This window comes from Nonomuraea ceibae (assembly GCF_019396325.1).
Lineage (GTDB): Bacteria > Actinomycetota > Actinomycetes > Streptosporangiales > Streptosporangiaceae > Nonomuraea > Nonomuraea ceibae.
This window is the reverse complement of sequence record NZ_JAHKRO010000009.1, coordinates 26053-38749: the sequence shown is the minus strand read 5'-3', so window position 1 is coordinate 38749 and position 12697 is coordinate 26053. Positions and strand designations below refer to the sequence as shown.

The following is a 12697-nucleotide window of genomic DNA, read 5'->3' as shown; positions in this document are numbered from 1 at the left end:
CACCATCGCGGCTGTCACAGCCGCCAGGGGGCCGGCGACTCATGGGCGTCAGCGTGCCGCACGGCACACACCCCTGACGACTGAGCATGAACGGGAGAACGCCATGAGCAAGGTCTGGTTCATCACCGGCACGTCCCGCGGCCTGGGCCGTGAGTTCGCCGAGGCGGCGCTGTCGCGCGGCGACCGGGTGGCCGCGGCCGCCCGTGACCCCAGGAGCCTGGAGGCGCTGGTGGACGCCCACGGTGACGCGGTGCTCCCCCTCGCCCTGGACGTGACCGACAGGGCCGCCGCCTTCGAGAGCGTCAGGCGCGCCCAGGAGCGGTTCGGCCGCCTGGACGTCATCGTGAACAACGCCGGGTACGCCCAGGTCGGCGCGGTCGAGGAGCTGACCGAGCGGGAGCTGCGCGACCAGATGGAGACGAACCTGTTCGGCGCCGTGTGGGTGGTCCAGGCCGCGCTGCCGTATCTGCGCGAGCAGCGTTCCGGGCACATCGTCCAGCTCTCGTCGGCGGCCGGGCTCATCGCCATGCCGCTCGGCGGCGCCTACCACGCCTCCAAGTGGGCGCTCGAAGGGCTCAACGAGGCCCTGGCCGGCGAGGTCGCCGGGTTCGGCGTCAAGGTGACCGTCGTCGAGCCCGGCGGCTTCGCCACCCGCGACGGCAAGAACCCGGACCCGCTGGCCAACGGTCACATGGCCAGGATGGACCCGGCCTACGACGAGCTGCGGCAGCGGCTCGGCGCCGCCGCCGGGAGCCAGCCCGCCGGTGACCCGGCCGCCGCGGCCCAGGCGCTGCTCACGCTCGTCGACCTGGACAACCCGCCGCTGCGGGTGCTGTTCGGGCTGGGCTTCCAGCCGATGATCGAGCGCGCCTACGCCGACCGGCTCAAGACCTGGGCCGACTGGCAGGACCTCTCGGCGCGGGCGCAGGGAGCCGGGGCGAGCGCCCGCGCCTGATCATCCGGTGTTCTAGGCTCGGTGGCGGAATGGCCGTCACCGGGGGGAGGCAGCGCTGGACGGGGCGAGGACGCGCACGGAGCGGTGGGCGGGGCTGAAGACAGCGATACGCGGGTCAGCCTGGATCGCCGGGCCGGCGGGGAAGGTCAGGCTCGCCCTGGCCGCCCGGATCGGTGTGGCCGTGGTGGCGGGGGCGGCGCTGGCGCTGTCGGTGGTGCCGCTCGGGCTGCACACCATGCTCGGCTGCGCCGTCCTCGACGTCGGCTGCGCCCCGGCCGAGCCGCGCGGGCGGCTGCCGGAGCTGACCCGGCTGACGCCCGTGGAGGTGGCGCTGAGCGGCGGCTACGTGGCGCTCGGCGACTCCTACTCCTCCGGCGAGGGCGTCTACGACGGCGCGGGGGCGCCCGCCGGTGACGGCGCGGCGCGCTGCCACCGCTCCGATGGCTCCTACGCGCCGCAGGTCGCGGGCGCGCACGCGTTCGGCGGCGAGGCGGGCTTCTGGGCGTGCAGCGGCGCCACCACCGGCCAGCTCCTGCGCGGCCAGCACGGCCACGCGCCCCAGGTCAGCCGCGTCAGCGCCGGGACGAGCCTGGTGACGCTGAGCATCGGCGGCAACGACGCGGGGTTCGCCCCCGTGCTCACCGAGTGCATCGCCAAGCTGCCGTGGTCGTCGGCCTGCGTCGACCAGGACGCCCGGGTGCGGCAGCGCATCGACGAGCTGCGGCCCCGGCTGCGCCAGGTGCTGGCCGGGATCCGGGCGCGGGCGCCCGAGGCGCGGGTGATCGTGCTCGGCTACCCGAGGCCGTTCCCCGCCGCGCCGTCGAAGACCGTCACCAACCTCTCCGCCGCCGACCAGCGCTGGCTCAACGGCGTCACCCGCCTGCTCAACGACGCCGTGGGGGCGGTGGCGCGGGAGTTCGAGCAGCTGATCACCGCGTTCGGCGCGCCGGGGAGCGTCGAGTACGTGGACGCCTACGACGCCTTCGACGGGCACGAGGTGGGGCAGCCGCGCCCGTACCTGAACGGGCTGGTCGTGGACCTCGGCGAGCTGACCGTCAACGCGCGCAGCTTCCATCCTACCGCCGACGGCTACCGCCGCTTCGCCGAGCTGGTCAACGAGCGCATCGCCGCCGGGCCCGGCCGCCCGATGAACAACTTCCGCCTCGCCACCCCCTGACCCCGCCCGGGACGGGTCACCGGCGGGCGCGCTCTTCGGCGAGGTGGAGTCCGGCCTCGATGACGGCGTTCATGACGGGGGCCAGGCGGGCCTCGCCGAGCTCCGGGGCGCGCTGCGCCATCCGGGTCACCAGGGCGCGCTCGCGGGCCGGGTCGCGGCCGGCGAAACCGCCGACCGGCTTGAGGCGCTGCACAATTCCCGCCAGCTCGGCGCGGCGCTCCAGGAGGGTGGCCAGCGCGGCGTCGACCCGGTCGATGGCCTGGCGGCAGTCGGCGAGCGTGCCGGGCGCCTCGGGGCGCAGCAGCGCGCCGACGAGCGTCACGGCCTCCTCGGCCAGGGCGCGCTCCTCGGCGGAGCCGTCGACGACGAGCCCGTCGGCCCCCGCCGCCACGGCCGCCGCGCTCAGCTCCGCGCCGAGCCGCACGCCCTGCGCGCCGCCGCCCGGAGCAGGGTCGGGGCTCGTGCTGATATTTCCGGACAAGTCGGCGAACACCGGCAGGCCGGACGCCTCCCGGGCGGCACGCATTAGCCCCAGGTCGGCGCTCTCGCACAGGATGACCTGGTCATTGCCCTCGGCGGCCACGTAAGCGGCCACCCCCAGCCACTCCTCCAGCGTCGCCGACGGGCGGCGCTCCACCACGACCGGCAGCCCCAGCGCGGCCACCGCCCGGATCAGCGGGATGTCGCGCGTCCACGCCGACCCGATCACCACGCCTCCGGCCCGCGCCGCGATCGCGGGCAGGTCGGCGGCGCCGGCGGGCTCGGCCAGCGTCACCCCGTCGCGCAGCCGTTCGGCGGCGTCCGCGCCGCGCCCGCCGCGCTCACGCAGGCTCACCCGGTCGCTGATCACCACGGCGGGGCCCTCGCCCACCCGCAGCCCGCCCAGCGTGACCACGTGCCGTTCCAAGGTCGATGACATCTCGGCTCCCCAATCGGCCGGCTCTCCTGGAACCGGCGGAAAAACCAAAAAGGCAGAGACGCGGCGTCTCTGCCTTGTGCCGACTCCAGGTGGTCGCTAGCTGACGACCGGCCCTCCCGGAGCCGGCTCGGTAAACGCGTAGCGACAAGTCATGTCTGAACCTTACACCCGTCATCCACCTGCCGGGACATCGTTCCCGAATGGTGGACTGGCCTTCCGGCGAGTCGCCGTTGATCCGTGCCTATGGGAGTATTTCTTGGCCGAGAGGGAGGGTTTGAGGCCGTTGATGTCGGATCGCAAGCAGGACGGACGCCGCATCGCCGGCCGGTACCACCTGCAGGAGCCCATCGGCAAGGGCGGCATGGGCATCGTGTGGCGCGCCCATGACGAGCTCCTTGACCGCACCGTCGCTGTCAAGGAAGTCAGGTACGCCGCCGCCCTGGGTGACGAGGTGCAACTGCTGAACCGGCGGACGATGCGCGAGGCACGGGCCGCCGCCAGGTTCGAGCATCCGAACGTGATCGTCGTCCACGACGTGATCGAGGAGGACGGCCGGCCCTGGATCGTCATGCAGCTCGTCCAGTCGCGCTCGCTCGGCACGGTGATCAAGCAGGACGGGCCGCTGCCCCCCGCCCGCGTGGCGGAGATCGGCCTGGCGGTGCTCGACGCCCTGCACCGCGCGCACGAGTCCGGCGTGCTCCACCGCGACGTCAAGCCCGAGAACGTGCTGCTGGCCGACGACGGCCGGGTGGTGCTGACCGACTTCGGCATCGCCACGCTGGAGACCGAGACGCAGCTGACCGTGACGGGCCTGGCGGGCACCCCGGCGTTCATCGCGCCGGAGCGGCTCAAGGGCCTGCCCGCGCGGCGCGAGTCCGACCTGTGGGCGCTCGGCGCGACGCTCTACACCGCCGTGGAGGGACGCTCCCCGCACGAGCGCGGGATGGCCCTGGCCACCATGCACGCGGTGCTCACCGACGAGCCCGACCCCGCCCCGCACGCGGGGCCGCTGGCGCCGGTGATCGCGGGCCTGCTGGCCAAGGAGCCGGTGCAGCGGCTCACGTACGAGGAGACCGCGCGGATGCTGCGGCGGATCAGCCAGTCCGGCGGCGGCGAGCCCCGGGCGGTCCCCCGCGCCGACCCGCCCACGCGGGTGCAGCCGGCGACGCGGGTCCAGCCCGCGATCGAGGACGACATGCCGACGGACCCGAACCTGGCGCCCGTCCAGCCCGCGCAGCCTGTCCGGCCCGTGCAGCCCGTCCCGCCCGCGCGGCCGTCCCGTCCCGCGCCCTTCGCCGAGACCGGGGCGCGCTTCCCCGAGCCCGGCGCGAACCGTCCCCAGGGCGGCTCCCGCGCCCGCCACGAGGACCGCGACGGCGGCTTCCCCCAGGCGGGCGGCGCCGGCCGCTCCCCGCGCGAGGTCGAGGAGCGCCGCCCGGAGAGCGAGTCGCTGTTCGCCGAGGCCGCCGACCGGTTCGGGCCCGCGACCGCCGACCCGGTGACCGGCGACCCGACGCGGCTGAGCGGCGACGGCAAACGGCAGGCCGTGCCCGTGGTCGTCGCCGTCGTCGCCGTCGTGCTGATCGCGGCCGTAGGCGGCTATCTCGGCCTGCGTTCCACCGCCGGCGACACGCCGGAGGAGCAGCAGACGGCCGCCGCGAGCACCGCCGCCACGCCCGGCGGCACCGGATCGCCGGCGCGGCCGTCGTCCGAGCCGTCGAGCACCGCCCCCACCCCGTCCGAGACCGCGGAGAAGGAGGAGGACCCCGCCTCCGCCCTGCCGGACGGCTGGAAGCTCTACAAGGACAAGAAGCTCGACTTCACCATGGCGCTGCCCAAGGGCTGGGAGGAGTTCAAGCGCGAGGGCAACCAGGTCTTCTTCCGCGGCCCCGGCGCCGCGTCCAACGCCTTCGTGTCGGTCGACCGGGCCTCCAACCCGGGCTCCGACCCGTACAAGGACTGGAAGAAGCAGGAGAAGACGGCCCGCTACGGGTTCGGCGGCTACAAGCTCATCGGCATCAAGAAGGTCGACTACCAGAAGGCCGCCGCCGACTGGGACTTCACCTGGCGCACCAACACGGGCCTGACCCGGGTCCGCAACCGCGGCTTCGTCACCGAGAACGGCCGCGGCTACGCGATCTACTGGCACAACCTCAACAGCCGCTGGAAGAAGGACTACCACTTCTTCGAGACGTTCTGCGCGACGTTCAAACCCGACCAGTAGGCTGCGGGCGATGGACAGGCAGGTCGGCAACCGCTACCGCCTCATCGAGCCCATTGGCGAGGGCGGGATGGGCGTGGTCTGGCGCGCCCATGACCAGCTCCTCGACCGCACGGTCGCGATCAAGGAGGTCCGCTACACGGGCGTCGGCGACGCCCAGCGGGCCGCGCTCAACCGGCGCACCATCCGGGAGGCGCGGGCGGCGGGGCGGCTCGACCACCCCTCGGTGGTCGTCGTCCACGACGTCGTCGAGGAGGACGGGCGGCCGTGGATCGTCATGCAGCTCGTCCGCTCCCGCTCGCTCGCCGAGACGATCCGCGACGGCGGGCCGCTGCCGGCGGCGCGGGTGGCGGCGATCGGCGCCCGCGTCCTCGACGCGCTGCGCGCCGCGCACGCCACCGGGGTGCTGCACCGCGACGTCAAGCCCGAGAACGTGCTGCTGGCCGACGGCGGCCGGGTGGTGCTGACCGACTTCGGCATCGCCGCCGTGGAGACCGACGCCGGGCTGACCGCGACCGGCGGGCTGGTGGGCACGCCCGCGTACATGCCGCCGGAGCGCCTCAACGGCGAGGCCGCGCGGCCCGAGTCGGACCTGTGGTCGCTGGGGGCGACGCTGTACGCGGCGGTGGAGGGCGCGCCGCCGTACCGGCGCGACACGTGGGCGGCCACCGTGGCGGCGATCCTGCGTGACCCGCTGGTGCCGCCGGCCCACGCCGGGCCCCTCGCGCCGGTCATCACCGGGCTGCTGGCCCGCGACCCGGCCACGCGCATGCCCGCCGCCGAGGCGGCCCGGCTCCTGGAGTCGATCGCCGCCCAGCCTGCCTACCCGGGCCCCGTCCCCGGGCAACCGGCCGGAGGGGCGTACCCGGGGGTCACGCCCTCCCCGGCAGGCCCGCCCCCGCATGGGGGCGCGCCCGATCATGGGGGCGTGCTCGCCTATGACGGCACGCCCAGCCACGGCGGCGTGCTCGCCCACGGCGGCGGGTCCTCCCAGGGCGGCGGGTCCTCCTGGAGTGGCGCGCCCCTTCAGGGCGACGCACCCTCCCAGCACCGCGCACCCACCCAGAGCGGCGCGGCCGGTCATGGTGGGACGCCCGCTCACGGGGAGGCGTGGCGCGAGGAGACGGCCGGTCAGCTCGGCGGGATGCCGACCGGGGGTGTGCCGGGCGGGGACACCGTCCCCGTGCCCCGGGGCCGGCGGTGGGCGGGGATCGGCGTGGCCGTGGTCGTGGCGGCGGCCGTGGGCGCGGGCGGCGTGCTGGTGGCGCTGGAGCTGAGGTCGCCGGGCTCGGACGTCGCCGCCCGGGCCACGCCGACCGGCGCCTCGACCGGCATCTCGGCGGACACCCCGACAGGCAGCCCGGCAGGCGACCCCACGGGCGCCCCGACCGGCAGTCCGACCGGCAGCTCGGCCGAGCCGACCGCCTCGGCCTCCGGGGAGCCCACGGCCACCGGGTCCGCGCGCCCGCCCGCCGGGTGGCGGACGTACCGCAACGCCGCCGGCGGGTTCTCCATCGCCCTGCCGCGCGGCTGGCGGGCCGCCAAGAGTCCCACGCGCGACAGCGTCACCCTGTCCGGCCCCGGCACCGCCGGGAAGATGGTCGTCGAGTGGACCGTGCCCGAGGTGCGTCACAGCACCCCGGAGGCGCACTGGCGGGCGCTGGAGCGGGAGATCAGGGACAAGGGCGAGTTCCCCGGCTACCGGCGGATCGGCATCACGCCGCTGACGTACCTGGGGGTCCCGGCGGCCGACTGGGAGTTCGTCAGGCCGCGTGACGGCGCCCTGCTGCACGTGGTGAACCGGGGTTTCCGCACGGCCGACGGCCGCCCGTTCGCCCTCTACTGGGAGACGGCCCACACCCGGTGGGAGCGCGACCGGCACTACGTCGAGGCGTTCCTGCGCACGTTCCGCCCGGTGCCGAGGTGAAGGAGCAGGCGCGGTTCTGGCGGCATCCGGCGGTGCCGGAGGTCGACCTGCTCAAGGCCCGGTACGTCACCCACCGCTTCTCGCGGCACGTGCACGACGGTTACGCGATCGGCGTGATCACGTCCGGGGTGGAGGAGTTCGACTACCGGGGCACGCTGCACCGGGCGGGGGCCGGTGAGATCGTGCTGGTCAATCCCGACTCGATGCACACCGGCCAGGCGGGCGTGGAGGACGGCTGGTCGTACCGGATGCTCTACCCGACGGTGGAGGCGGTCGCGGAGGTAGCGGCGGAGCTGGGCGTGACGTACGGGACGCCGTACTTCCCGCAGCAGGTGGTCGGCGACCGGGAGATGGCGGCAGCGCTGGCGGCGGCGCACCGGGCCGCGGAGGTGGGCGACCGGCTGGCGGCCTCGACGCTGACGCGGACGCTGTTCGCGGGGCTGCTGACCCGGCACGCGGCGGGGCGGCCGGCGGTGGCGCTGGCGCCGGAGGGGCTGCGGGCGGTGCGGGAGGCGATGGGCGTGCTGCGCGAGCGGCTGGTGGACCCGCCGGCGCTGGAGGACCTGGCGCTAGCGGTGGGGGCCAGGCCGTTCCCGCTGCTGCGGGCGTTCAAGGCGGCGACGGGGCTGCCGCCGCACGCCTATCTGACGTCGCTGCGGGTGCGGCAGGCGCGCCGGCTGCTGCGGTCGGGCATCCCGGCGGCGCGGGTGGCCGCCGACGTGGGCTTCACCGACCAGGCGCACCTCACCCGGCACTTCAAGCGGATCGTGGGCGTGCCGCCCGCGGCGTACCAGCGGGCCGCAGGAACGTACAAGAAACACGGCTGACCTGCCCATACCCTCGTATGACATGGAAAGAACGACATATCGCTCGGCCGCGATCCGGGACGGCCTGGGGGTGGGCCTGGCCGTGGGCCTGTCGGGCGTCGCCTTCGGCGCGGCGGCGATCACCGCGGGCCTGAGCGTGCCGCAGGCGTGCGTGCTCAGCCTGCTGGCCTTCACCGGGGCCTCGCAGTTCGCGCTCACGGGCGCGGTGGGGGCGGGCGGCGACCTGGTCGCCGCCGCGTCGGGGGCGCTGCTGCTGGGCGGCCGCAACACGCTGTACGGGCTGCGCCTGGCCGACCTGCTGGGGGTACGGGGGCCGCGCAGGCTGGTGGTCGCGCACGGCGTCATCGACGAGACGACGGCCGTGGCGCTGGCCCAGCCGTCGCCGGAGTCGTCCCGTACGGGATTCGTGACGACGTTCGCCACCCTGTACGTGACGTGGAACATCACGACGCTGGCCGGGGCGCTCGGCACGTCGGCGCTGGGCGATCCGGGCATGCTGGGGCTGGACGTGGTGGGGCCGGCGACGTTCCTGGCGATCCTGTGGCCGCGCCTGGCGGGCAGCGGCGAGCTGCGGCTGCTGGCGGCGGCCGGGGCGGGGATCGCGCTGCTGGCGACGCCGTTCCTGCCGCCGGGGGTGCCGGTGCTGCTGTCGGCGTTCGCGGTGCTGGTGGTGATGGCGCGATGACGCTGTGGTGGGCGATCGCGGCGGTGTGCCTGGGCTGTTACGCGCTCAAGCTGGCCGGGCTGGCGGCGCCGCGTCAGGTGCTGGACCATCCGGCGGTGCGGCGCTTCGCCGAGCTGGTGCCGGTGGCGCTGCTGTCGGCGCTGATCGCCGTGCAGACGTTCACGGCGGACGGGGCGCTGGCCTTCGACCTGGCCAGGACGGCGGGGCTGGTGGCGGCGGTGGTGGCGCTGGTGCTGCGGGCGCCGTTCCTCGTGGTGCTGATCGCGGCGGCGGCCACAACCGGGGTTGTCAGGCTCTTTCTCGGGTAGGCGCCCCGCATGTCCGATTCTGCGGGGATTGTTGGGGGCCGCTACCGGCTGGTGCGGACGATCGGCCGTGGCGGCATGGGCACCGTGTGGCAGGCGCACGACGAGGTGCTCGGCAGGGACGTGGCCCTGAAGGAGGTCCTCCCGCCCCCCGAGCTGACAGGGCCGGAACGCGAGGTGTTCACCACCCGGACGTTCCGCGAGGCGCGAGCGGCCGGGCGGGTGGCCCATCCGTGCGTGGCGGCCGTCTACGACGTGCTGGAGGAGCACGGGCACCCGTGGATCGTGATGCAGCTCGTCCGCTCCCGCACGCTGGGCGAGCTGGTGCGCGACGACGGCCCGATGTCCCCCGCCGAGGCCGCGCACCTGGGGCTGCAACTGCTGGAGGCGCTGCGGGCCGCGCACACGGCCGGGGTGCTGCACCGTGACGTCAAGCCCGACAACGTGCTGCTGACCGAGGACGGCCGGGCGGTGCTGACGGATTTCGGCATCGCGACCACCGAGGACGAGGCCCCGGTCACCCGCACCGGGATGCTGATCGGCACGCCGGCGTTCATGGCGCCGGAGCGGGCGGCGGGCGGGCAGGCGCGCCCGGAGTCGGACCTGTGGTCGCTGGGCGTGACGATGTACGTCGCGGTGGAGGGCCACTCCCCCTTTCACCGCTCGAACGCGCTGGCCACGCTGGGCGCGGTCATGCACGCGGAGCCGGCTCCGCTGGCGCGGGCGGGGGTGCTGGCCCCGGTGCTGCTCGGGCTGCTGCGCAAGGACCCGGCGGAGCGGATGTCGCTGGAGGAGGCGGAGGCGCGGCTGACGGCGATCATCGCGGGCAGCCCGCCGGAGCCGACGGGGCCCGTCCCGGTGCCGGTCCCGGCGCCGCAGGCCGAGCCGCCGCCGGGCCGCACCCGGCCGCCGCTGCTCGCGCTCGGCGTCGGGTCGCTGCTGGTGGCGCTGGTGACGGGCGGGTGGGCGTGGTGGTCGAACCGGCCGCCGGAGACGGCCAGACCGCCCGCCGTGCCGGCCGTGGTGAGCACGCCCAGCTCCGCCGGGCCCGCCGAACCCTCGTCCCCCGCCGACGCGCCGTCGTCGTCCCCGCGCTCCGGCCTCCCGCCCACCGGCTCCGACCCCACGTACGCGACACCGCGCGACGAGGAGACCGGCAAGCAGGCGAGACCGTCGGACCGCCCGTCGGACCGCAAGCCCGACCCGAAGCCCACGAAGTCCCCCAAGCCCAGCGACTCCGCCGACCCCCAGGAGCCGGAGAACCCCGAAGGCACGGACGAGCCGGACGGCCCGTCGCCGACCAAGCCCGGTCAGGTGGACCCGGAGCCGGACGGCGGCGACCAGGCGCAGGCCCATCCCGAGAAGCCCGGCAAGTCCGCGAAGTCCGCCAAGAACGCGAAGAACGCAAAAAAGGCGGAGAAGACCTGACCGGCTAGGACTCGGCGCGCACGACGTCGAGCGCGTGGCGCAGGTCGTCCGGGTAGTCGGTGGTGAACGACATCCACTCGCCGCTGGAAGGGTGCTCGAACCCGAGCGACACCGCGTGCAGCCACTGCCGGGTGACGCCCAGCCGGGCGGCGATCGTCGGGTCGGCGCCGTACATGAGGTCGCCGACGCACGGGTGGCGCAGCGCGGACATGTGCACCCGGATCTGGTGGGTGCGGCCGGTCTCCAGCTTGATGTCGAGCAGCGAGGCCGCCCGGAACGCCTCGATCGTGTCGTAGTGGGTGATGGACGGCTTGCCGCCCGCGACCACCGCGAACCTGCCGTCACCCGAGGGGTGGCGGTCGATCGGCGCGTCGACGGTGCCCCGGAACGGGTCGGGATGCCCCTGGACCAGCGCGTGGTAGCGCTTGTCGACGGTGCGCTCCTTGAAGGCGCGCTTGAGGAAGGAGTAGGCGTGCTCGCTCTTGGCCACGGCCATCGCCCCGGTGGTGTTGGCGTCGAGGCGGTGCACGATGCCCTGCCGCTCGGCCGCGCCGCTGGTGGCGATCGTGTGGCCGGCGCCGAGCAGGCCGCCGATCACGGTCGGGCCGGTCCAGCCGACGGTCGGGTGGGCGGCGACGCCGATCGGCTTGTTGACCACGACGATGTCGTCGTCCTCGTACACGATCGTCATGCCTGGGACGGGCTCGGCCACCGGCATCGGGGTCGCCACCGGAGGCGGCAGCGTCACCTCCAGCCAGGCTCCGGCGTGGACCCGGTCGGACTTGGCCGGCTCGCGGCCGTCGACCATGACCTCCCCGGCGCCGATGAGCTCGGCCGCGCGGGTGCGCGAGAATCCGAACAGCCGGGAGAGCGCGGCGTCGAGCCGCTCGCCCTCCAGCCCGTCGGGCACGGGCAGACTACGCTGCTCGGCCACTCTTGCCCTCCCTCGTTCCGTCGATCTGGTAGCCACGCCAGGCCAGGACGACCGCCACGATGCCGCCGCACACGATCGCCGAGTCGGCGACGTTGAACACCGGGAAGTAGTCGATCACCGGGAAGTTGCCGGGCAGCACCTCGACGAAGTCGACCACGTGCCCCTGGAACTGGGTGGACCTGCCGAAACCGGAAGGGTAGCGCAACAGCCGGTCGGTGAGGTTGCCGAGCGCGCCGCCCAGCAGCAGCCCGAGCGTGATCGCCCAGGGCATGCTGCGGAGCTTGCGCGCCGTGCGGATGATCGCGACGACCACGCCGGCGGCGATGAAGGTGAAGACGAACGTCATCCCGGTGCCGATGCTGAAGGCGGCCCCGGAGTTGAAGATCACCCGGAACTGCAGGACTCCCGGGATGACGACCAGCGGCGGCTCGCCCTCCAGCGTCCGCAGCACCACCGTCTTGGTGACGAGGTCGGACACGTACAGGACGGCCGCCAGGCAGGCCAGGACCGCGATCAGGCGGCCCCGGCGCCCGCCTGCTACCGGCGTTCCTCCTTCTGCTTGCAGGCCACGCACAGCGTCGCCCTCGGGAACGCCTGAAGGCGTTCCTTGCCGATCGGCTTGTGGCACGATTCGCACACTCCATAGGTCCCTGCGTCGATCCTGGCGATCGCACGTTCGTTCTGCGCGACCAGGTCGCGTGCATTCAGGGTAAGGGCGATCTCGCGTTCCCGCTCGTACGTCTTGGCGCCGGCGTCCGCCTGGTCGTCGCCCGCTCCCTGGGTGACGTCACCCGAGGCGATCTCCGTCTCGTGGCGGCGGATGTCGGCGTTGAGCTCGTCGATCTCCGTCTGCAGACTGCCGCGTACCTCGGCCAGCTCCTGTTTCGACCACATCGACGGTGTTGCGGTGGTCTGCGTGACTGCCACCATGGCTGCCTCCATGCTGATCAAGGCCGTGAATGGTGCGGGCAGCTTAGGTCTCCGATAACGGAACGGCAAACGACCCGCCGGACGGTTTACCTCTGCCGTACTATCCCGCCCCGCAGTTCTCACTCCTGCTCAGTGGACTCCATTCCCACAACTTTGTCGCTTGCAGGCACTTCCACGGCACGAGGAAAGGCGGAAGCGACCGGCCTCCGCTCTGCGTTAAGGTGTGAAGCTGCAAGGCGTTGATGGGGCCCTCGTGTGAGGGATATCACCCCGGAGCCGCCGGAAGAACGGCTCGCCTCGAGCTCACTAGACCCGGCAGCAGCCAAACGAAGAGGGCCCCTCAGGGGCCAAGAAGGGTGGTACCGCGGAGCCCGTGCGGCTTCGTCCCT

Annotated in this window: 12 protein-coding genes; 8 read left to right on the top strand and 4 right to left on the bottom strand. The window is 74.2% G+C overall.

Features of this window, described 5'->3' with window-relative positions; translation table 11 throughout:
* Positions 1 to 103: 103 nt before the first annotated feature.
* Together KME80_RS08780 and KME80_RS08775 are read left to right on the top strand one after the other, a co-directional pair.
* Positions 104 to 955, top strand: a complete 852-nt coding sequence (locus KME80_RS08780; RefSeq protein WP_219502341.1) for an SDR family NAD(P)-dependent oxidoreductase — start codon at positions 104 to 106, stop codon at positions 953 to 955.
* 175 nt (positions 956 to 1130) lie between these two features.
* Entirely contained in the window at positions 1131 to 2132 is a 1002-nt protein-coding gene (locus tag KME80_RS08775) for an SGNH/GDSL hydrolase family protein (RefSeq protein WP_219502340.1), read from the top strand.
* Between the two features lie 16 nt (positions 2133 to 2148).
* On the opposite strand, the gene KME80_RS52660 is transcribed toward KME80_RS08775, so the two are convergent.
* A complete protein-coding gene (locus KME80_RS52660; protein ID WP_219502336.1) occupies positions 2149 to 3051 on the bottom strand; it encodes a chorismate mutase in 903 nt (300 codons plus the stop codon).
* Between the two features lie 286 nt (positions 3052 to 3337).
* On the opposite strand from KME80_RS52660, the gene KME80_RS08765 reads away from it, so the two are divergent.
* From KME80_RS08765 to KME80_RS08740, 6 genes are read left to right on the top strand one after another with little or no spacing between them, the layout of a single operon-like run.
* Entirely contained in the window at positions 3338 to 5275 is a 1938-nt protein-coding gene (locus KME80_RS08765) for a serine/threonine-protein kinase (protein ID WP_219502334.1), read from the top strand.
* A 10-nt stretch (positions 5276 to 5285) separates the two neighbouring features.
* Positions 5286 to 7199: a serine/threonine protein kinase gene (locus KME80_RS51740; protein WP_281426892.1), complete on the top strand. Its 1914-nt coding sequence runs from the start codon at positions 5286 to 5288 to the stop codon at positions 7197 to 7199.
* Positions 7196 to 8026 carry an AraC family transcriptional regulator gene (locus KME80_RS08755; protein WP_308125668.1) on the top strand — a complete coding sequence of 277 codons (831 nt, stop codon included), beginning with the start codon at positions 7196 to 7198 and terminating at the stop codon, positions 8024 to 8026. The genes KME80_RS51740 and KME80_RS08755 overlap by 4 nt, the downstream gene beginning before the upstream one ends.
* Before the next feature lie 22 nt (positions 8027 to 8048).
* Positions 8049 to 8711, top strand: coding sequence for an AzlC family ABC transporter permease (locus KME80_RS08750; protein ID WP_219502332.1), 663 nt, complete (start codon positions 8049 to 8051; stop codon positions 8709 to 8711).
* Positions 8708 to 9019 (top strand): AzlD domain-containing protein, encoded by a 312-nt coding sequence (locus tag KME80_RS08745; protein ID WP_219502330.1) that lies wholly within the window; start codon positions 8708 to 8710, stop codon positions 9017 to 9019. Before KME80_RS08750 ends, KME80_RS08745 begins: the two co-directional genes overlap by 4 nt.
* Positions 9020 to 9028: 9 nt before the next feature.
* Positions 9029 to 10444: a serine/threonine-protein kinase gene (locus KME80_RS08740; protein WP_219502327.1), complete on the top strand. Its 1416-nt coding sequence runs from the start codon at positions 9029 to 9031 to the stop codon at positions 10442 to 10444.
* A 4-nt stretch (positions 10445 to 10448) separates the two neighbouring features.
* Here KME80_RS08740 and KME80_RS08735 read toward each other — a convergent pair whose 3' ends face one another.
* Genes KME80_RS08735 through KME80_RS08725 form a run of 3 tightly spaced genes read right to left on the bottom strand, consistent with a single transcriptional unit; the run spans position 10449 to position 12320 of the window.
* On the bottom strand, positions 10449 to 11378 hold the full coding sequence (locus tag KME80_RS08735) for an RluA family pseudouridine synthase (RefSeq protein WP_219502325.1): 930 nt from the start codon (positions 11376 to 11378) through the stop codon (positions 10449 to 10451).
* Complete coding sequence (lspA, locus tag KME80_RS08730; RefSeq protein WP_308125667.1) at positions 11362 to 11952, bottom strand: signal peptidase II; 591 nt, start codon at positions 11950 to 11952, stop codon at positions 11362 to 11364. Before lspA ends, KME80_RS08735 begins: the two co-directional genes overlap by 17 nt.
* The gene (locus KME80_RS08725) at positions 11916 to 12320 is read right to left on the bottom strand and encodes a TraR/DksA family transcriptional regulator (RefSeq protein WP_246644367.1); all 405 of its coding nucleotides are present in this window, start codon (positions 12318 to 12320) and stop codon (positions 11916 to 11918) included. The genes lspA and KME80_RS08725 overlap by 37 nt, the downstream gene beginning before the upstream one ends.
* Positions 12321 to 12697 lie beyond the last annotated feature (377 nt).

What these genes read in the sequence shown, in the direction of transcription:
- KME80_RS08780 (WP_219502341.1), top strand. Translation starts at nt 104, where the DNA reads ATGAGCAAGGTCTGGTTCATCACCGGCACGTCCCGCGGCCTGGGCCGT.
- KME80_RS52660 (WP_219502336.1), bottom strand. Translation starts at nt 3,051, where the DNA reads ATGTCATCGACCTTGGAACGGCACGTGGTCACGCTGGGCGGGCTGCGG.
- KME80_RS08765 (WP_219502334.1), top strand. Translation starts at nt 3,338, where the DNA reads ATGTCGGATCGCAAGCAGGACGGACGCCGCATCGCCGGCCGGTACCAC.
- KME80_RS51740 (WP_281426892.1), top strand. Translation starts at nt 5,286, where the DNA reads ATGGACAGGCAGGTCGGCAACCGCTACCGCCTCATCGAGCCCATTGGC.
- KME80_RS08750 (WP_219502332.1), top strand. Translation starts at nt 8,049, where the DNA reads ATGGAAAGAACGACATATCGCTCGGCCGCGATCCGGGACGGCCTGGGG.
- KME80_RS08745 (WP_219502330.1), top strand. Translation starts at nt 8,708, where the DNA reads ATGACGCTGTGGTGGGCGATCGCGGCGGTGTGCCTGGGCTGTTACGCG.
- KME80_RS08740 (WP_219502327.1), top strand. Translation starts at nt 9,029, where the DNA reads ATGTCCGATTCTGCGGGGATTGTTGGGGGCCGCTACCGGCTGGTGCGG.
- KME80_RS08725 (WP_246644367.1), bottom strand. Translation starts at nt 12,320, where the DNA reads ATGGAGGCAGCCATGGTGGCAGTCACGCAGACCACCGCAACACCGTCG.